The 21,946-nt window shown below is 58.3% G+C and carries 7 protein-coding genes and 1 riboswitch; of the genes, 4 read left to right on the plus strand and 3 right to left on the minus strand.

The genetic code is table 11. The features are described 5' to 3' along the window. The first annotated feature begins 12 nt into the window (after positions 1 to 12). Positions 13 to 184, plus strand: a riboswitch (FMN riboswitch). A gap of 213 nt (positions 185 to 397) precedes the next feature. Both CW354_RS22730 and CW354_RS22735 read left to right on the plus strand, forming a co-directional pair. Beyond that, positions 398 to 2,785, plus strand: a complete 2,388-nt coding sequence (locus tag CW354_RS22730) for a TonB-dependent siderophore receptor (protein ID WP_104832382.1) — start codon at positions 398 to 400, stop codon at positions 2,783 to 2,785. 193 nt (positions 2,786 to 2,978) lie between these two features. Next, positions 2,979 to 4,229: an MFS transporter gene (locus CW354_RS22735; protein WP_104832383.1), complete on the plus strand. Its 1,251-nt coding sequence runs from the start codon at positions 2,979 to 2,981 to the stop codon at positions 4,227 to 4,229. A 7-nt stretch (positions 4,230 to 4,236) separates the two neighbouring features. Here CW354_RS22735 and CW354_RS22740 read toward each other — a convergent pair whose 3' ends face one another. The 3 genes from CW354_RS22740 to CW354_RS23250 form a co-directional block, all read right to left on the minus strand. Continuing rightward, positions 4,237 to 5,469: a glycosyltransferase gene (locus CW354_RS22740; RefSeq protein WP_104832384.1), complete on the minus strand. Its 1,233-nt coding sequence runs from the start codon at positions 5,467 to 5,469 to the stop codon at positions 4,237 to 4,239. Positions 5,470 to 5,585: 116 nt separating this feature from the next. Beyond that, complete coding sequence (locus tag CW354_RS22840) at positions 5,586 to 18,680, minus strand: SPM autocatalytic domain-containing protein (protein ID WP_108723972.1); 13,095 nt, start codon at positions 18,678 to 18,680, stop codon at positions 5,586 to 5,588. An 834-nt stretch (positions 18,681 to 19,514) separates the two neighbouring features. Beyond that, complete coding sequence (locus tag CW354_RS23250) at positions 19,515 to 19,847, minus strand: hypothetical protein (protein ID WP_104830365.1); 333 nt, start codon at positions 19,845 to 19,847, stop codon at positions 19,515 to 19,517. Between CW354_RS23250 and tnpB the strand changes: the two genes are divergently transcribed. Both tnpB and tnpC read left to right on the plus strand, forming a co-directional pair. Then, positions 19,846 to 20,202 carry an IS66 family insertion sequence element accessory protein TnpB gene (gene tnpB / locus CW354_RS22780; RefSeq protein ID WP_104829984.1) on the plus strand — a complete coding sequence of 119 codons (357 nt, stop codon included), beginning with the start codon at positions 19,846 to 19,848 and terminating at the stop codon, positions 20,200 to 20,202. The genes CW354_RS23250 and tnpB overlap by 2 nt on opposite strands. A 52-nt stretch (positions 20,203 to 20,254) precedes the next feature. After that, entirely contained in the window at positions 20,255 to 21,889 is a 1,635-nt protein-coding gene (tnpC, locus tag CW354_RS22785) for an IS66 family transposase (RefSeq protein ID WP_104828937.1), read from the plus strand. Positions 21,890 to 21,946: the final 57 nt, after the last annotated feature.

The following is a 21,946-nucleotide window of genomic DNA, read 5'->3' on the forward strand; positions in this document are numbered from 1 at the left end:
AATCCGCGACATAGAAATCTTCGGGGCGGGGTGAAAGTCCCCACCGGCGGTAATGCGAAAGATTTACTCTTTCGACGAGCCCGCGAGCCGAGGCGAAGCAAGGGCGGACGCCCTCAAACGCCAAAGCAGGATTCCGGTGAGAGCCCGGAGCCGACGGTCATAGTCCGGATGAGAGAAGATTGACGCGGAAAGGACAGTGCATTTGCGCCTGCCTTTCAGCCATGCGTGTGAGGCGGACTCCGTTCCGCTGCATGGATGACATGCGTCGATTCGGGCCTTCGCCCGCCTTCCCTCCTCCATCCCCGATTTCGGAATGCGCCCCCTAAAGGCGCGGTTTTGACGACGCCCTTTGGGCAAATTTGATTTAGCGCTCTTTGGCGCAGGGGATAGAGTTGCGATGCGTAAGGCGGGATTGAGTTTCACCATAGCGGCGTTGCTGTCGAGCGGGGCGCTGGCGCAAGAGCCCGTTGACGAGATTATCGTCACCGCAGACCCGCTCGAGCTCGTGGAGCTTGAAGACAGCCGCGCGGTGATGGGGCTCGATCTTTCCTATGCGGATGCGCCGCGCTCGGTGAATGTGATCGCCGATGCGCTGATCGAACGCTTTTCCATCGAGACCGTGGACGATCTCGCCGCCTTTGCGCCCGGAACCTTTACGGGGAGTTTCTTCGGCGTGCCGGGGTCGGTCTCGCTCCGCGGCAACCGCGCCGACACCTATTTCAAAGGCTTCAAGCGCGTCGAAAATCCCGGCACGTTTCCGACGCCGCTCGGCGCCAGCGAACGCATCGAAATCGTCAAGGGCCCGACCCCGGCGGTCTATGGCGCGGGCCGCGTCGGCGGTTTTTTGAACATCACGCCGCTGACCGCGCGCACGGCGAAAGCGGTTGCCGCGGAAGGCCGTCTCCTGTCGCTCGAGGGAACGCTCGGCTCATACGGCAAGCGCATCATCCGCGGCGACGCCGGCGCCGCTTTCGATCTCGGCGCCTATGACGCCGGACTTTACGCCCATGCGGAATACGAAAACTCCGACAGTTTCTATCGCGGCATATCGCCGGAACGAACGCTCGTTCAATCCGCCTTCACCCTGTCGAAAGACAATTTCGACGCGGAGCTCGGCGGCGCTTACTTTTCATCGAACGGCTATAAGCAGACCATCGGCTGGAACCGCGTCACCCAGGACCTCATCGACAGCGGAACTTACATCACCGGGCGGGATGCGGACCTGACGGATGCAAATGGCGACGGCAAGCTGACCCCGGACGAAGTGGACGCGGCAGTCGGCACGTTCTTTGGAACCTCGAATATCCGCCAGCTCGTCGATTACGGCGTCTTCCCCTCGCCCGCTTTTGCGCTCGATGACGGCCTCGGAACCGCAACGCTGTCCCCGCGCACTGTTTACATCGCGGACGAAGACATCGCCGACGCGCAAACCGTCACTGCATACGCCGATCTCGCCTGGTCGCTTGGAGACGACACGCTGCGCCTGCAGGGCTTTTACGACTCCATGGATAGCGACCTTTACGTCAGCTACGGGTTCGCGGCGGAATATGTCGCCGATGTCTATGAGCTGCGCGGCAGTTACAGTTTCGACGTCAGCGCCGGGCCGGTCGCAATCGACGCGCTGCTCGGCGCCTCTTACCGCGCTTACGACAATGAAACCCGCCAGACGTTTTTGTCCGGCTATCTCGCCGTCGACCGCCGCGACCTCACCGCCGGGCCCACAGGCGGCGATATTTTCGACGATCCGTTTTCTGAGGAGCCGAACGGCATCGGCTGGGACACCGATCTCTCATCGAAAACCACCGACCTCGCCTTTTTCGCGGTCAGCGACATCGCCTTTTACGAGCGCCTGCACCTGCTTGCGAGCGCGCGCCTAGACCGGTTCACCGCCTCTGCGATCAATACCGGGAATACGATCTTCAATCCGGCGCTTGGGTTCGCACGGTTCAAGGACGACGAATTCCAGCCAAGCTACGAAATCTCCCTGCGCTACGATGCGACGGATGCGGTTTCTATCTACGGGACCTTCGCGGAGAACAACGCGCTCGAAACCAATGACGGCGGCGGCATTGAAGTCGACCGCATCGACCAGCAAAATTTCATCGCCGATTCCAATCTCTATGAGACGGGCATGAAACTCTCGCGCCGCGACCTCGCCGGCTCTCTCGCTTTCTATCGCCAGACGCGCCAGCGGTCGGACCCCTTCGGCAATCTCGACGAGGAAACCTCGAAAGGCGTCGAGGCGGAGGTGAAATATCTCCTCTCCGACGAGTTTTCCGTCAACGCCGCCGTCACCTGGCAGAAAACGCGCATCGGCGCGCCGGGCGCGTGCGGTTCGGGCAATGGCGAATTCGTGGTTATCCCGCCAACGCGCGCAGGGCTCGCGCCCGCAGACGGTTATGGCGGGCTTTTCGCGGCGCTCAACGCCTCCTGCCTCGCGGAGTTGCAGAACGGCTACCAGCGCAACACCGCGCCGGAATGGCTCGCCTCCGGGTTCGTCACTTACACAGGCCCGCAAACGAAACTCGGCGCCTTCGGCGCATCGCTCGGCGGGGTTTATGTGGGCGAGACCGGCGGCAAGATCGAGAACGCCATCCGTCTTCCCGATTACGTCCTCGCCAAGGCGGCGTTCTTTTACGAACGTGGCCACGTTTCGCTCATCGCCAATATCGACAATCTTTTCGACAAGCGTCACTTCCTGCCCGTTCAGAATGTCTATGAAGAAGTCGGCGTATTGCCGGGACGCGGGCGCGAATTCACCATCACACTCAAGGCTGCATTTTAGATGATGTGCTTTCTGTCTTCCCCCCTCCCGAAACTGCGCCAGCAGTTTCGGCCTCCCCTCCAGGGGGAGGCAGACCTGCGGCGTATACAGCGTTCCACCTCCCCCTCGAGGGGAGGTCGAAATTTTTGCAAAAAATTTCGGGTGGGGGGCATGGCGCGCCTGAATCCCGAAACAATCGCTCCGGAATAAAACCATGTTCGTCAGCAAACGGGCCGCGGGGCTCTATATCGTCCTCTGCCTCATCTTCTTTCACATCACGGCCTCGACCTTCGCCTCGCTCGGCGTCGTCCTGCCGGCGATGAGCGCGGAGCTTCAATGGAGCTGGACGCAAGCGGGCTTCGGCTTCACCGCGCTGGCGCTTTTCACCGGGCTTTTCAGCCCGGTCGCCGCGGAAAGCCTCAAACGCCTGGGGCTTCGCGGCAATTACGCGGCGGGCGCCGGCGCCATGGCGGCGGGCTTTTTCCTGCTCGGCGCGGCGACGGCGCTTCCCGCCTATCTCATCGCCTGCTCGCTTCTGGGCGCGGGCTTCGCGTTGCTCGCCAATGTGCCGAGCACTTATGTCATCGCGCAGACGGTCTCGGCGCGCCGGCGCAACTTCCTTATCGGCGCCTATCTTGCGGCGGGCGGCGCCGGCGGCGTCGCCGGTCCCCTGATGGCGCATTCGCTGATCGACGGCGGCGAAGACTGGCGGCTTTACTGGCGCCTCGCCGCCATCCTGATGCTGATGCTGGCGGCCGCCTTTCTGTTCTTCGCCGACAGCCGGTTCATGGGCGGGCGCCATGGGGGGAGCGCGGCGGCGCAGGCGCCGGAAGCCGACCCCCAGGCGGACCGCGCCGCGCCGCGCGACTGGACCTTGAGCGAGGCGTTGCGCGCGCCCGGTTTCTACCTCATCGGCGCGGCGCTGATGGCCGCTTACTTTTGCGGCGTCTCGGTGTCGAGTTGGGCGGTCACACATCTGACGGGGCTCGGGCTCTCCGCCGGCTTCGCCAGCGCCATGCTGAGCCTTCACGCCGGATCGAACGCCCTCGCGCGCGCCGCCGGCGGCGTCGCCGTAAAACGCTTTCGCGCGCGCTACCTCCTGATTTCCGGCCTTGCGGCGGAGGCCGTGGGCATGCTCGCCCTTTCTTTCGCCCATGACCGGAACATCGCCGTCATCTTCGCGCTCTTCGAAGGCTACGCCTTCGGCATGACGCTGTTCGCCACAACAGTGCTCGCCATCGAATATTTCGGCATCAAACACTCCCCGGCGATTCTCGGCGCGATGAATCTCTTCGCCACGGTCGCCATGCTCGGCCCCGTGCTGACGGGCGTCACCGGCGACGCCTTCGGCAGCTTCTCGCCGATCTTCCTCGTCTACGGAACCGGCGCCGGCCTTCTCGCGCTCCTCGCCCTCTTCGTTCACAATCCGAACGAAAAGCCCGCCCGCGCAAAGGCAATAACCTGAACCGGCCTTAGTGAAATTTTTTCGCCCGGCCGGGCGAAGCGGAAGCCGCCATTTTTTCAAGCCAGTCTCGTTTTAGCAGATAAAGCGTTTTCGCCGCATAACCTTCGAGAATTTTCTTGCGGGCGTTCGCCCCCAGGCGCGCGCGCAATTCCGGAGAACGAAGCAGCCCGATGATCTCATCGGCAATCTTATTCGTGTTTCTATGATCAACTAACAGCGCCTCCCCCTCCGAGAGGACTTCCCTGACCGGCGCCACGTTCGAAGCGACAAGAGCGCAGCCGGCGCTCATTGCCTCCATCATGGACCAGGACAAAACAAAAGGAATGGTCAGATAAGCGTGAACGGCTGAGGACTGCAGCACCTTAAGGTAATCGCCCCGGGATAAAAGGCCAGTAAAATGGACACGCTCCCAGTCAAGGTTGCAATCCTTCAACGCTTTTTGCTTGTAGCTTTCTCCCGCCGGCAATTGCTTGCCGTAAGCCACGCGATCTTCGCCGACAATCACAGCGTGCGCTTCGGGCTCTTCTTTTAAAACTCTTTCCAAGGCTTTCATGAAGGCCGGAAAACCTCTGTAAGGCTCCATGCCTCTGGCGACATAAGTGATGACTTTATCCGTATGACTTAGGTCTAAGGCGCCTAGTCTTAATCGAACGCCGGAAGCCGGTCTGTAATAATCCGTATCAATACCATCGTGAAAGACTTCAAGCTTTTCCTGAAAACAGGAAGGAAACTGCGCTTTTTGAAATTCAGTCGGGCAAACGGCGCCGTCACAATGCGCAAGGTCCATTAATATGGCGGCGTTGCGCGCCCGCGCGCGCAAGTCGTCGTCCGCATCGCGCCCCGTCCCGGCGAGGTAAGCGACATCCGGCGCCTGGGCGCTGTAATACCATTCAAAGTAACCTATATAGGCGGTGTCCGGCCATATGTCCTTGACGAAAAGGCCAGGTCCCCACCCCGAATGCGCCATGACAATGTCCGGCATAAAACCTTTCTTTTTTAGTGCAAGCCCGGCGCGCGCCGCAGCCTGCCCTGCCAACACTGCGCGTTCGTAATTCGCCGCATAAGGGTGAACGGACTTCGTGACCGCACGGTGCGGCGAATAGGTGAAAACGTTAAACCCCGGGAAAGACGCCCCTTTTCTTTGCGTGCCGAACCAAACCTCCCACCCTTCATGAACGAGATATTTTCCAAGCGCGCCGAATTGCGCGGGGAAATTATCGTGCAGAAAGAGGATGCGCATGACTTAACGCTGCCTGAAGGCGCCGCAGAAACCGGCAAGGATTGTGCAGCAACACGGGGCCTTCGCCAAGCCGTGGCAGAACTCGGCGATCATTTCGCCACGCCCTACCCAAAGCATCAAACTGAGGAAGCGGTCAAATTGACGTGCTCCGAGGCTGCAGAGTCCTTGCCGTAGAAGCGATGCGCGCCGTCATAACCGATGCTCTTATCGAATGAGGACATGGCCTGGACGAGCCGGGAGAACGACGCATCGAGCCCGCCGCTCTCGGCGCCGGTCTGAAGCGCCGCTGTGGTGGCCTCTTTGGCGGCCTCAATCAGCGGCTTATGGACCTCAAACGGATCGGTCGCGGTGAACCGGCGCAAATCCGCCAGCATGCCGTCAAGATCATAACGCTTCCGCCCCGCTTCCGGACCGGAGAGATCAGCAGGGCGATTGAAACGCCTTCCCTCACGGCGGTCCGGCCCTTTGGCGTCGCCGGTTTCGTGGGTAAAGTTCTCTTCCTCCTGCGTCGTAATATTCAAGTCCGAGAGCAATGACGCAGGCGTCGAGGGATCTTCCTCTTCTTCGAAACTCGAATAGCGGAAGACGGCGTCCGCAAGCTCGCCTGTCGTTCCGTCCGTCCGCGTGAAAGTCGCCGTATTGAGGATCAGCGCGTCGACAGGATCGCCAACCTCGATACCCGTGGGCGTTCCGGTTAAATCGAGCGACGCGATGTTCATCTCGGCGAGACTGAAGAGCTCGTCCGCCTGGCTGACGCCGTCCTGATTGGCGTCGCGCCATATCTGGAACTCGCTGAAGCGCTCATCGGCGGCGTTGAAGACCCCGTCCGCATTCGAGTCGTAGGCGGCCAGCCCTTCAAGGTCCGTCGTCGCGCCGGCAAGGTCGTCGACGAAAGATATCTCGGAACCATTATCGATGACGCCGTCGCCATTGCGGTCGAGAACGAGAAGACCGTCATCAGCGCCTACCCAGTCCGTGCGCTGGCGGGAGCCGTCATTATCGATGTCGAATGCAATAAATTGAGCGCCTATAGGTGTTATCGTAATTCCTTCAGAGCCAAGATCGATAACTATCGGGAAACCAGTCCCAGCCGATCGATAAAGGTATTCTGTTGTAGAATTTTGATAATATCCAGGTGCGATATTCGCCCATAGAGCTAAAACATCATCAGCATAGGCAACATCAGCTCCGCCAGGGTCCGTTAATTTATAGCGTATTCGTCTGTTATCACTGATAAAAACCTCGTGATAACCTTGGGAAACCGCCTCTGATGACAAATCGAATAATGGTTGGCCAGGCACTGCTATTAGATCATCTCCATCAATAATGTTAATCGTAATAGCCGCTATAACAGGATCATTATTGCCGTCACTCACTTCAACGGAAATTGAATAAGAGGAGTCAGTTTCGTAATCGAGAGGATCGCTTCCTGTATAAATGATGTCTCCATCATCATTGACATCAAATTCAGTGTCCCCCGCTGGCAGCTTAGTAAATGTCAGGGCGTCTCCTTCCGGGTCGGAAAAAGTGAACGATCCCACAACACCTGGCCCGGGTGTGTTCTCGCTAACGGAAACGGACTGGTCGTTGATTACCGGCGCTTCATTTACGTCCTCAATATTAACCGTCAATTGCTTGTCTTGGGCGGAATCATATTCACCGGCTGCATCTTTCACGGCAATCGTATAGGTGTTCGATCTGTCGCCGGGCGTTTCGTAATTCAACGCCGTCTTCGCTACCTCTATTCTGTTGTTGATGATCTTGAAGCGTCCGTCAGGACTGATTGTGGAAAAATTTCCTGCTGTGCTCTTGAAGTAATATTCTGAAGTCGTCCACGATGTATCCGCCGCATAAACATCGGGATCGTCCGAACTGAGATAAGCGATATCCCAATTAAGTTTCGCTTTGTCTTCATCCATAGAAAGCGTCACGCCCGCGCCGGATGAACTGGTGATTGTAGTGTGCGTAGTATCTGAAACGCCTAAGTTCTCCGGCGCTTCATTTTCATCTGTAACATAGACTTTCGCGGTCTGGGGCGTAGAAACGCGCCCATCCGTCACCTGATATTCCTGATCAAGCGCCGTTACGTCATAGTCGGTAGCAAGATATTCGACCTCAAGATAATAGCCGCCCGCATCGCTCTTAATATAGCTGAGGCTTGCTAGGTTATTTCGGACATACTCATAATCCAGCGCCTGGTTGAGGCCGAGCGTCGCCGTGTCGCCGGCGCCTTGCGTGATTTCGAAGAACCCGCCGGCATTGCCGCCCTGGACAAAGGCGTAATCGACATCGTCGCCATCAGGATCAGTTGAACCGGTCAACGCCAGCCCAAGACCGGCGTCATTCTCCGCTATTGTCCCGGACGCCGCAGAGGGCTGCCTCGGCTTCTCATCTCGAGGCGTCACATTGACCGTAACGTCCTCGTCGAAGGAAAGTCCGCCCTGATCCATTGTCCGGATCGTGAGCTCTTGAACCTGATCCGCCGGATTTTCGTAATCCAGGAAAACCGTGTCTTTCAGCTTCAACTGATTGTTTACGATCTCGAAGTTCGCCGCGTCGGGACCGCCTTGAATTGAATAGCCAAACGTATCCGAGCCATCCGGATCGGCTGAAGAGAGCACGCCGACAACGCCGCCATAGGTGGCGGTATCGCCTTCGATCCCCTCCTGAATTGTATTATTGCTAAGCGTAATCCCGGTCGGCGCGCCGTTCACTACGACTGTAAAAGTATCTGAGGTTTCCGCAGTATCGTTTGAATTATCGATGCTCGCCGGCACGGTTGAGCGCGCGGTCACCGTCAGGTCTATGTCTGCGCCGGAGTCCGCCGGCGGGGTGATTGTCAGGCCCGAAAGGTCCTCGGGGTCGAGGATGTAGCCGCCATTGCCGAGGTCGGTGCGGAAATTGTTGAGGGTCCAACCGGTATCAGGCCCGTCGATCTGGATTTCCAGAGCTTCCGTTCCACCCATGTCCGTAAGCGCGGCATCAATATTCAGAGCAATGGCTGTGTTTTCATTCCCTCCGGGAGAAGAAATCGAAATCAAATCCGGCGCATCGGCGGCTTCATCCACCGTTACAGTAAAATCGATCGTGTCAGTTTTGCCGCTGAGATCCTCCACTTCCACCGTGACGTCCGCCGTGCCGAAAGCGTCGGCGAGCGGCGCCAGGGTGATCTGCCTCGTTGTCGGGTCAACATATTGGGCGCTGATCTGCTGCGGCAAAACCGAAGCGGTGGTGTATGCGGTAACCGTCAAATGGTCAGCTGAATCTTCGGCATCCCCGACGGTGAATGTCAGGACCGGCGGATTAGGATCGTCTTCACTGATGATGATGTTGGTGAGGTCGTCAGTGGTCATTATCGTCGGCGGCGCACCGGCGCCCCAGGCAGCCTCAATCTGACTCTGGATATTTGGCGGCAGGTTGGCAAAATCGGCCGGAGCAGCGCCATAAGCGTCCATGATGCCGAGCAGCACGGGAACGTTGACCTCAAAGCCTGCGATACGCTCGCTCGCTAGGAACATGTCGACAACAAAGTCTTCCGCCGGCGTATCATCCGGATTGAACCAGTCGGTGACGGTGATATTGCTTGACGTTCCGAGAACAGAAACAACAAGATCTCTTCCGGATTTTTCAAACCACAGATCGGTGTTCGAAACATCATCCGCGTAGGTGATGACGTCCTGTCCGCCATCCGTGTCGTAATTATCGACTACATCCTGGCCGGTGTCGCGGCCGAAGAAATAAACGTCATTGCCGTCGCCGCCGATCAGCGTGTCGTTTCCGGCTTCGCCGTGCAGACGGTCGCCTTCGGATCCCGCCTCGATGCGGTCGTTTCCATCGCCGCCATAAAGGAAGTCGCCGCCGGCGCCGCCATAGAGCGAGTCCGCGCCGTCGCCGCCATAGATATAGTCGCGTGCGGCAAGGCCGTAGAGCGCATCATCGCCGAGCCCGCCTTCCAGCGTGTTGTTGAACTCATTGCCGGCCAGCGTATCGTTGTAATCCGAGCCGATAAGGTGCTCGACTTCATAAAGTTCGTCGCCTGACGCGCCCCCGGTCCCGGCTACGCCGTCAATGGCTACATTCACACCGGAAGAAGCGCCGGCGTAACTGACCACATCGTCACCGAGGCCGCCGATGATGGTGTCTGCGCCGCCGGCGCCAGCGAGCGTGTCGTCGCCATCCCCGCCCTCGAGGCGGTTCGCCGCCGCATCGCCCGTAATCGCATCATCGAGCCCAGTGCCGATGATGTTCTCCACATTGGCGTATTGCGAGTTTCCAGAGGCCGGCGTCACCTTTTCCACTACGAACGCGTTAGCGACAGGATTGTCCGCCGAACCCACTTCGTACGCAATCGTCAGGGCGCCGTCCGTGACCGTGGCTCTCTCCTGAATATCGTACGCATAACCTCTTTCGCCGGATAGGAGCCTGATGTCGATATCCGTAAGGTCAGGATCGCTCTGCCCCTCCAGTGTGACGTCAAAAACTCTCGATCCGACACTATTAAACCAAAGCTCAGCAAATTTAAGCGTAACGCGGTATTCGCCGGCCTCGTCGACCGGAACTTCATAGGTGAAGCCTTGTCCGTATTTAAACCCAAAAGTCTGGTACAGCGCATCCTCATCCGTATCGAAAATATCAGGGTTAGAAGAAGACCTATCGCGTAGCGATATCGCACCTTCTACCGGGTCAGCATGCGCCGCATAAGTTATCCCCGTTACCGGCGAGACATACTCCGGGCCGGCGATGTTCAGCGCATATACGACCTCGAATGTCTCCTCGCCGCCGCCGCTCGCCCCGAGATCGATAGTGACGCTTTCGGAGAGATCGCCCAAATAGACCGTGTCGACGCCATCGCCGCCGTCCACTTCGCTCGCCGCATCCCCAGGCGCCAGATAGTCGTCGCCAGCGCCGCCCAGCAGCGTGTCGGTTCCAGCGCCTCCCGTCAAAGTATCCGCGCCGTCGCCGCCGGAAAGGGAATCGTCGCCGCCTCGTCCGTCGAGAACATTATCGCCTGCGTCCCCGGCGAGCGTGTCTGCGAAGGCGGTTCCCAAAACGCCTTCAATTTCCGTGAACATATCGCCTTCGGCGTCGCCGCCGGAGGCTGTATTCGCAGCGAGGTCGACGGACACGGCGGCGGCGGAGTCACCATAATCGACATTGTCGACGCCGGCGCCGCCTTCGAACAGATCGCCGCCCGATCCGCCGATGAGCGTGTCGTCCCCGGCGAAGCCTCGTAAAGTATCTTCGTCCGCGCCGGTTACACCGATCGAGGACAGCGTATCGTTTCCGCTTCCACCTTCGATTTCGACCCCTCGGGCGTTCAAGCTCAAAACGAAATCATTATATGCAGACGCATAATCGTCGGAAGCAGTGACCCGAATGGCAAGACTTGTATTCGCATCGCTCACAGGCGGCGCGCCGGAGAAGCTGCGCGTCTGCGGATCGAATGACAGCCATGCCGGCAGCGCGCTCCCATCCGCGAGAGTCGCGCTATAGGTCAGCGCATCCCCATCCTGATCGATGAACGCGGCTCCGGGATCTTGCTCTCCGGGGAATAGAAACGAATATAAATCGCCAACCAGAACTGACTGATCCGGAAGCGCCTGGTCATTGCCGATCTCAGGCGGGTTATTGGCCAGAAGCCCATATTCGACTGATATATCGTCAAACTGTAGCTCTTCGATATTCGTAATCACATCGGCGACTTGAGTGTCGATATGCGTAACCGCACCGGTATCTGTGTTAACATCGTACTCGCTGCGCAGCCCCTCGAAGACAGCGGTGTCGAAACCGTCCCCGCCGTCGAGACTGTCGACGCCAGCCCCGCCGATCAGCGTGTCTGCGCCGCCGCGGCCCTCAAGCGTGTCATCGCCGGCCCCGCCGTCGAAAACGTCTGCTGATGACACGCCCCCGCGCAGGAGATCGTCGAAGTCCGATCCTTCCACACCGTAAATATTGACCAGAATGTCGCCTTGCGCGTCGCCGGCGCCGTTCGCAGGCGTTTCTCCGTCATAGGTGACGGCGGATGTCGCGTCTTCATAGCTCGCCCAGTTCTGGCCCGCGCCGCCTTCGAGCGAATCCGCGCCGGCGCCGCCATAAAGGATGTCGTCGCCATCGCCGCCGGCAAGCGTGTCCGCGCCGGCCCCGCCAAAGAGCGCGTCATCACCACCCATCCCAAGCAGGTTGTCAGCCCCGTCATTGCCGAACACAGCATCGTTTCCGGACGCGCCGCTCAGCGTTTCCGCGCCGGCGGCGCCTGCAATCAGCGTGTTCACACCATTCTGTGCAGACCCGTCAGCAGACAGAGCGAAACGGCTTCCGTCGCCCAATTCGACATATTCGACCGTTTCCGCAGAAGTCGCATGATCTTTGAGAACGGCGTGAGAAGAGCCGTCTTTGCCATTTGCAAGAACCAGATCGTCAGCGGCGACCGGGCCGCTGGCTGAAACGCCGCCCATGCCGGCGACGAGATCAGAAAGACGCGCAACTGCGCCGAGCCGGATGACGTCTTCATCCGCCGCAGCGCCCGCAGCTTCCGTGATTTCAACACCGGCAGCCGCTTCACTGATTTCATAAAGATCCGAGCCGGCGCCGCCCGTCACAATATCGGAACCAGAGCCAATAAGCGTATCAGCGCCTGCGCCGCCATCAATGACATCACTTTCCACAGTGCCGATAACGTCGGTTTCATAAGAGGAGCCGGAAATCACCTCTCTTGTTATTCCGGCATCCGCAGACTCCCACTCCAGCTTCAAACCTTGCGAGCCATAATTCTCAAAATAACGGACATCAATAGCATGTGAGCCTGCCTCCAAATATACCGTAGCAGACTGAGTGCGGTATGAATGGGGGCTGTCGTTATCAACAACAGCTGACCCGTCAATGGACAATTGGGAGCCATCATCTGATGACAGATAAAATGTATAATTTCCGGCCGTCGTGACATTAAGGACGCCTGTGAAATGCGCCGTAAATTCGTTGATCAAGCCACCAGACCAAAACGCTGAGCCACCGTTTGCATAATCAATAGACGTGACAACTTCTGTGGCTAGTGGCGCCGCTTCGAAATCAATTTCCGACATGCTGTTAACGGAGCCGGGAAGTCCAAAGAAAGCTGCAGTAAGCCCCTGCTCTCCGATTGACGCAGATGAACCGTCGCCGCCATCGAGAAGGTCATCGCCATCCAGCCCGAACAGCGTATCGGCACCGTCGCCGCCAAAAATAGTGTCGTTCTCGCCAGCCCCTGTCATGCTGTCGTCGCCTTCAGCGCCGTCAATAAACGCGCCGCCGGTGAGATTGCCGTCAGCCGCGAGCGTATCGTCGCCCATGCCGCCAGTCAGGGTTTCATTGTCGAGATAGGAGCCGCGCGATTGCCACGCCGCCGCATGGGCGTCAAGAACCGCCTGCTGCTGGTTTGCATCCAGACCGGCAAAAGACTCGGGCGTTACAGCGCTGACCGCCGCAAGCGCATCCGCCAGCGCCGTGACGGCTCCATGGCTGATCGCCTGGCCATTCAAGTAAATGGTGCGAACGCCGTCCGCAGTGTTCTCCCTCAATCCTGTCTGGCCTGTTGTCGTCCAGTTTTCGACAACAACAGTGCGGCTCGGATCGCCAATGGCCTCAATAACAAGGTCGGAGCCGGAAAGCGTAAACCACAATTCTTCCGGCGTGCCTGCAATGGCAAGCTCGAGCGTGTCATATCCAGCCGCATTGACAATGCGCGTCTCGCCATCGGCTTGCGCCGTTGAGGCGATGACGAAAATATCGCTGTCGGCGCCCCCGTCGAGCGTGTCGTCGCCGCCATCCGCAACAAGCGTATCAAGGCCTGCGCCGCCGGAAAGTACGTCATCGCCGGCGCCGCCGACAAGACTGTCCTTGTCATCGCCGCCCGTCAGCGTATCGTCGCCGCCTTCGCCATAAACAGAGTTGGCGACGTCAACCGTAACATCCTGACCGGAGCCGTCCTGCTCAATGACTGTTCCGCCGGCGCCAGCCGTGATCGCATCGTTCCCATCGCCGCCGTAAATAAGGTCCGCGCCGTCGCCGCCGGACAGATTGTCTGCGCCCTCATCGCCATACAAGACATCGCCGTCACTGCCGCCATCGACCACATCGTCACCGAGGCCGCCGATGATGGTGTCCGCGCCGCCGGCGCCGGCGAGCGTGTCGTCGCCGTCCCCGCCCTCGAGACGGTTCGCATTGGCGTCGCCCGCAATAGTGTCGGCGAGCGCCGTGCCGATGATGTTCTCAACATTGGCGTATTGCGCGCTCCCGGAGGCCGGCACGACCTTTTCCACCACGAACCCGTTGGCCACAGGGCTGTCCGCCGAACCCAGTTCGTAAGCGATCGTCAGCGAACCGTCCGTGACCGCGACCCTTTCCTGAATGTCATACGCATACCCCCTTTCGCCGGACAGGAGCCTGAGGTCGATGTCCGTAAGGTCGGGATAGGTTTGCCCCTCCAGCGCAACATCGAAAATTCTCCATCCGATACTATTATAGAAAAGCTCCGCAAATTTAAGCGTGACGCGGTATTCGCCCGCCTCGCCGACCGGCGCCTCGTAGGCGAAGCCCTCCCCATTCCTGTATCCGTAAGTCTGATACAGCGCATCTTCATCGGTATCGAAAATATCGGGGTTAGACGAAGCCTGATCCCGCAATATCAGCGACCCTCCGACCGGATCGACATGCGCCGCATAGGTGATTCCCGTCACCGGCGACACATATTCCGGACCGCCGACATTCAGCGCATAAACGACTTCAAACGTCTCCTCGCCGGAGCCGCTCACCCCAAGATCGATGTCGACGCCCGCGGCGAGGTCGCCAAGATAGACCGTGTCGACCCCGGCCCCGCCGTCAACCTCGCTCGCCGCATCGCCGGGCGCCAGATAATCGTCGCCCAAGCCGCCGTTTAAAACATCGCCGCCGCCCCGGCCCGACAACGTATCGGCGCCGTCAAGACCTTCGAGCGTATCAGCGCCAGTCGAGCCAACGACGAAATCGTCTCCCGAACCGGCCGTTGCAGCGAGCTTATCCAGCGCGACCGAAACGCCGTCGCCGAAAATAATCTCTTCTATCCCACCATTACCGGTGAAATCTGAAATTGTTACGGCGTCCAACGAGCCCGCAAAACTCAGATTCAAGTCACTACCAGACGGTGCGAAGCCGACATCCTTGAGGAGAATATCTTCTAAGATCAGCGTATCTCTGACGTCCCCGCCAGTGGCGTCTCCCGCATCGTCAATCGTGTCGCCCCCCTCACCCAGCCGATAAAGATATGTATCGGCTCCGAGACCACCGCTGAGCGTATCCGCATCATCGCCGCCGTCGAGTTCGTTTTCTCCGGCGTCACCCGTCAGACTGTCCGCATAATCACCGCCATACACGCCCTCGATATCGATGAAACTGTCATTTAGCGCCTCCGCCCCACTAGCCATGTTTGCACCGAGATTGATTGAAACGGCGCCCGTGGCGTTTCTGTAATCAGCAATGTCGAAACCTGCGCCGCCATCGAGAATATCGGCGCCTGCGCCGCCATCGAGAACATCGTCTCCGCCGCCGCCGAGCAAGTTATCGGCTCCGGCGCCGCCTTCCAATACATCCTCGCCTGCCTGTCCAAGCAAGAGGTCGACTCCGCCAAGCCCGTGCAGCGTCTCGTCGCCGACAGACCCAAAGACGATATTATTTCCGGCATCTCCATCAATCACACCGTCAGCAAGACCGGCGGCAATTGCATAATCGCCGCTGGCGATATCAGCTCCCAAAGCGCGGAGCTTGATCAGCCCAGCCCCAATAAAGGCAAACTCCTCGATCGGCGCTCCAAGTGAAAACCAGTCTTTGAAGGTCAATCCGTCAGCAAAGTCATTAATGTCTTGAGGCGCGCCGCCGTTCGCTATGCCGATAACGAGGTCATCCCCAACCTGCTCGGCGAAAAGGTCTGTGAGATTGATCCCGAGACCAAATTCTATTCTGTCAGTCCCTTGATCGGCGCCGTCATTGACGCCATCCGCTAGATGCCGTTCGAGCGTTTTTGTCGTCCAGTCATAACGCCAGCGGTCGACCCACTTTGTCCCGTCGAAAACGACATCGTCGTTTGCATCAAAAACTTTCCCATCCAACAGAGTGTACCCGGGCTCATATCCGCCTGCCTGCGTCCACACCGCTTCCCAATTATCCGTCAGAGCATCATAAACCGTGTCGCGCCCTTCGCCGCGCGCGATTTTAAAGATGTCATCCCCATAACCGCCGATCAGCGTGTCATCGCCTTCGTCGCCGACGATAAGGTCGTTTCCCGACCCGCCATAGACGTCATCTCCGCCGCGCCCGCCAATGACCCGGTCATCGTCATTGCCGCCCATAAGACGGTCCGCCCCATCGCCGCCGACGACAATATCGTCATCGTCATCGCCAGTGATGATATCCGCGCCAGCTCCGCCAACACCGAAATCATCACCGCTCAGAAGGTAAATATTGTCGTCGCCTTCAGCGCCATTGATGAAATCGCTGCGATAGGTGCCGAACAGCGTATCGTTTCCGGAGGTGCCCTGGATGAAGGTTTCGAAAGCGCCAAGATTGATCTTCTGGCCATCCGAGAGCTGCAGGAACTCAACGCGCTTTAACGGATCGAACCATTCGGTAAGAACAATTTCCTCATCCGCCGTCCCCGGATCGCGGTCAAGGTCGATGATCACGACAAGATCGTCATAAGCCGCGCCGGTGGAAACCCGCTCGAAAAGCAGATGGTCGAAACCGATCCCTTCGCCCAGCACCAGCGTATCGACGCCGCCGCGCGCATAGCCATTGACGCGGTAGGCAGCGCCGGCGCCGGATGAGAAATCGAGCGACGCCAGATTGCCGATGCGCGCTGCAAGATCGGCGCTCGCCTGGGCGTCGGCATCCCCTTCCAGGAAATCGTCAGGGCCGTCGCCGGCTTCCCAGACATAGAGATCGTCGCCGGCGCCGCCGCGCAGCGTATCGATATCCGCGCCGCCATCGATGACGTCGTCGCCCGCCCCGCCCAGAAGCGTATCGGCGCCCGTTTCGCCGGAAAGCCAGTCAGAGCCTTCTGCGCCAATCAGGCTGTCTGCGCCGGCGCCGCCATTGAGGTAATTGCCGTCGTCGCCAGCGTTCGCGCTGAGCGTGTCGTTCCCTTCGCCGCCGAACAGCCAGTCGGCCGTGGCGCCGCCGAAGAGCACATCGTCGCCCGCGTCGCCGTAAAGGTCATTGCCGCGGTCGCCGCCATAGATCGTATCGTTTCCGTCCCCGCCGTGAATGACAGCGGCGGTGTCGATATCGAAATCTTCCGCAGGCGTTTCGCCATTGACCGTCACGGCGCCGCTCGACGGCGTCGCATCGAGCATGGAGCCGTTGACGACAATGCTGTCCGCGGCGGCGCTCCCTTCAATAACGTCCTTGCCGGAAGACGGAATATTGTCGCCGACGATCTTCGTTTGCGACTCCGAATCCGTGAAGGTGATCAGGCGTTCGCCCGTCGCGTCATCCACATCGAATTGCAGCGTCGAGACGGAAGCCGCGTCCTGGTCATTGAGGAAAAAGTCCCAGCCGCCAGTCCAGTCCGACGCCGCCCGGCGATGCAGGCCGAGTTCCAGCGCCCTCTGGAAAGTAATGGCCCATCCGACCGAAAACGCGCTTTCCGGCGCGGATGTAATCAACGCATTGATGACGCCGGGGTCGCCAAAATACTCCGAATAGTCCGCCGCGACCGTCAGATCGGCAAGCAGAAGCGACAGGTCATTTCCGGTCTTGGCGAATGCGCTGTCTTCAGCGCCGGTGACGCGCGGCCCGCTTGGGTTTTCCTGCGCTTCCAGGGATGAATGAAACGCGCGCTTTATGAATATGTCGCCGCCGAGAACCTCAACCTCCTCAAGCGCGTTCAAGACGCCGAAGGAGACAAGGTCCTCAATGCTTGTGAACGATTTGTCGGCGACATCCTCGCGACCGTTCTCACGATATTGATAACGGTCTTTGTAGGTGCCGTAATGACCGGGCGTAATCTCAGCCGGATTGAGCAGTTCGCCGCCGACAGCGGCCAGAACGGAATTAAGCGTCTCGCCGGCCTGGCCTGCGATTTGCTCGGCAAGTTCGCGGTCCCCTTTGCCTTTCTTATAGGAGGCGCCGACAACAAATTCGCCTATCTGTCGGTTATAGACAAGGTCCGCGCCGGACCGCGGCGTCGTGCCGAAAAGATTGCCGATCACAGCGCCGATGATCTTTAACACAGGCTCCCAAACCAGCGATCCGCCGGGGAGCAGATTGCCAATTGTCGAACCGACAAGGCCGCCAATTTTCGCGCCTAACTCTCCAGCAGGATTGTTCGCGATTTCCGCCGCAAGTTTAGTGCTTGCAAAAGAGACAGCGACTTGCCCAAGCTTAGGGCCCAGATCATCAACTTTAAAGCCTTCGAGCAGGTCCGCATTGCCGTTTATGGCGTTGTTGCCAATCGTCGTGATAAGTTCAGTGCCGATTTCATTGAACAGAACCGCGCCAACTCCATCGAGTCCAAGCTTGTCTGTCAGGCTGGAAATAATCAGCCGCGCGCTCATCTCAGGGATTTTATTGAATATCTGATCGAAATTGACGCCGCCGGAATCGAATAGCTGCGCATCATCAATGCCAAGCGTCCCGTTTATGACATTGGTTGCAAACTGATTGACAAGTGCGGCGCCAAATTGCTCCGCAAAAGAATCGCCCTCAAGGCCTATGCCATTAAGAATGAATTCGCTGAGATATGACGAAGCCACCTCAGCCGCTGCTGCCTGGAACCTCGCCGACAGCGAAGCCTCATCCGCCTTGTCTTCGTAAATCGCATCAAGCGCACGATCAATGGCTTCTTCAATAAGCGGATCAATGATAACGCCGGCAAAGTTTTCAGCCGTGCCCGAAAGCCCCAGAAGCCCGTCGATCTGTTCGGTGAACTCATTTACAAGAAGAGTTTCCCCGCTGTCTCTCAGCGCCGATTTAAGATCACTGACGAGAGCCGCTTCCGCGGCTTCCTTTTCTGCATCCGTCGTTTCTGGATCGTTTCGGACAGCGATAATTGACTGGGCGGAATCGATAAGAGAATCGACCGCCGCCGCGCTCAACCCCTCCGCAAATTCGCCGACAAAACCTTCAACACCCAGCGTCGCCACAAAGCGGGTCGCAAGGAAAGAACTGATTTGCCCCTGCGTGGCGTCAACGATGCCGTTAAGCAACTCTGCCGGTATGCCATCAAGAAGGCTTTCAGGTATGGGCGATCCATCTGGAGAGGTTTGCCCCTTCGTGCCGCTCAAATCGAAGGTAGCCGTGACCCCACCATTCGCAATAATTTCACCTAGATTTTTGCCTAGCGTCACAAGAGCAGCATCGACAATATTGTCGAGAAAAGGATTTTTGAGGCTAACGATATTACCAAGCTCAGAACCAAACTGTTCGCCGACTTCATTTCCTTCGGCGATAACGCTCCGCCGCCCCTCATCCTCGGCAAAAGCTTCAATAAACAGCTTCTCTAACTGTTTCTCACTTGGCCTATTATCTATAGCGTCAAAAAGCGCAGCTGAATTATCGGAGTCGCCAAAATTTAGTATAGCGTCGCGTAATTCCTGATTATCATCCACACCATCATTGTCTTCGTCAACAAATCTTTCCCCTAAAAGTCGGGTAGCTATATTGATTACGGTGCTATTTCCTTCGCTGTCCGCAACTAAGTGAACTCGTTTTTGGTATAGAATCTTATCTTGATTGCCGGGATCTTTAGTTGCCGTTTCAGCTATTAATTCGCCATTCTCTCCTAAAGTCAGGCGAGTCTTGATGTCAGCGAGCCCGTCACCATCAATATCAAAATCTTCAATCAAAGTTGATTGATTATGAACGCGATAACCGCCTGCAATATATGTTTGGAAACCCGCCACTTGCAAATTGTAGATTTTATATCGACCGGGCAGTGCTTCAACTTTATCTATCGGCTGTAACCGTCCAAATTCGTCTACAACAATTGGGCGGTAAGCGACGCCCGGACCCCACCTGTTCTTGACGGTCGGCGTGGGCCATCATTGTCTCATTGATGAATTTCCGCTTTGAGGCATTTGATTTTGACCAGTGATAGAACGCATTCCGACCATGAGCGGAATCCCGAACGTGACCATCGCCGCCGCGCGCGGCGTGAAGATTTTGTTGAGGTCGTTGTGGATGATGACGCCGGCGACCAGCCGCGGGGCGAAGATCGTTATCGTTCGGGGCGTGCGCGCCGTTTTGACCGTGATAACAGCTCGCCGATTGAGATAGAGGTCGGCGGGGCGACGGTGCGGGTTCTCCCGCGGACGGACCGGGTGCTGTTGAATATCGTGCTCGATGCGCTGCGCGGGCGGCGCTGACCAGCCCATGATCAACGGACATGCGCCGAAGCGCTTTTATCTCTATGCGAAGCCGGTCGACTTCCGCAAAGGCCATCAGGGCCTGTCGGTGATCGTCCAGGAAATCACCAAGATTGATCTGTTCTCCGGCGCGGCGTTCATCTTCCGGCCGAAAAACGCACACGCGGTGAAGATTTTGACCTGGGACAGCTCCGGGCTCGTGCTTGTGCATAAAAAGATCGAAGACCGGTCGTTTCGCTGGCCGCCGATTAATGACGGCGTGATGTCGCTGTCGCCGGTTCAGTTCAGCGCGCTTGTGGAAGGCATTGACTGGAGAAAAGTGCATACGGCGCGCCGAACGAGAAAGCCTAAAATTATCGCTTGAGTTTATCAAAAACTTGTTGGGAAAGAAAGCGAAACAGCGCACATTAATGTGCATGGATTTTCGCCTTGATCAGCTTCCTGACGATGCAGATGCGCTGAAGGCGATCATCGCTGCGCTGACGGTCGAAGCGCAGGCCGAAAAGGAAAAACTCACATCGGAAATCGCCGATCGCGACTGCAGCCTTGCGGAACGCGACGAAGAGATCGCCGGCCTGAAACATCGCGTCCAGTCACTGCAGGAATTAAACGACCGGCTCGACCATCATGTGCGGGTCCTCAATCGCGCCCAATATGGACGGCGTTCCGAAAAGCTCGACGCCGATCAGCTGGCGCTGCTGCTTGAAGACACCGCACAGGCGATCGGCGAAATCCAACAGGCGCAGGAAGCGTTTGAGCCGGCGCTCGCCGAAAAGCGGGCGCGCAAGGCCAATCTCGGCGCCTTGCCGGCGAGCCTGCCTCGTGAAGACCAGGTCATCGAGCCGGTAGCGAACGTCTGCGCCGATTGCGGCTGCGCCCTGCACGTCATCGGCGAAGACGTCTCCGAGCGGCTCGACATCGTGCCGCAAAGGCTGCGAGTGATCCGCACCCGCCGCCCGCGCTATGGCTGCCGCAAATGCGAGAACGCGCTGGTCCAGGCGCCGGCGGCGCCGCATATCATCAGAAGCGGCCTGCCGACGGAGCGGTTGATCGCTAATGTGGTGGTCTCAAAGTTCGGCGATTATCTTCCCGCCTACAGGCAAGCCGATATTTTTGCGAGGAGCGGCGTCGATCTTGACCGGTCGACGCTGTGCAACTGGATCGGGCGCGCGGCTTATGAAGTGCAGCCCGTCTATGATCGCCTCGTTATGGACATCAAGCAGTCCGAGCCGCTCTTTTGCGACGAAACGCCGATGCCGGTGCTTGCGCCCGGCAATGGCGAGGTGAAGAAAGGCCAGCTTTGGGCGCTGGCGCGCGATCCGCGGCCTTACGCTGGCGATGAGCCGCCTGCAGTCGCCTATTTTTATAAGCCGGGCCGCTGCAAGGGGAGCGCGGCTGAAGTGCTCGAAGGCGTGAGCGGCGCCGTGCAGGTCGACGGGCTTAGTTCTTACAAGGCGGTCGCCAACGACACTCAAAAGAACAGCCCTATCGCGCTGTCATTTTGCATGGCGCATTTGCGCCGCCGGTTCTTCGACGAGATCAAGGACGGATACGGATCGATCGCCAAGGAAGCGGTCCAGAAAATAGCCAGGATCTATGAGGTCGAAGACCCGATACGCGGCAAGCCGCCAAATCACCGGCGCGATGTGCGACAGGAAAAGGCCAAGCCCCTGATGGAAGAGTTCCATAAATGGCTGAAGGCGCAAAGCGAGATTCTGTCCCAGCGTTCAACGCTGATGGAGGATATCAATTACGCCTTCAATCATTGGGAAGGCCTGATGCGCTATCTCGATGACGGCAGGCTCGAAATCGACTCGAATTTTGTCGAGCGTTCGATTCGTCCGATTGCAATATTGCGCAAAAACAGCCTGTTCGCCGGCAACGCCGAGGGCGCTCACAGCTGGGCCCGGTTCGCCTCGCTCCTGACAACGTGCAAACTCAATGATGTCAATCCGGAAGACTATCTCACCGACATCTTCACCAAAATCGCCAACGGCTGGCCGCAGGCCCGCATCGACGAACTCTTGCCGTTCGCATACGCTGCAAAATAATTTACAATGTCAAAGAGCCAAGCGCGCAGATCATAGCACGCGTCAATCACCGCGTAA

Origin of the sequence: Hyphococcus luteus, assembly GCF_002943565.1 — a bacterium.
Classification (GTDB): Bacteria; Pseudomonadota; Alphaproteobacteria; order Caulobacterales; family Parvularculaceae; genus Hyphococcus; species Hyphococcus luteus.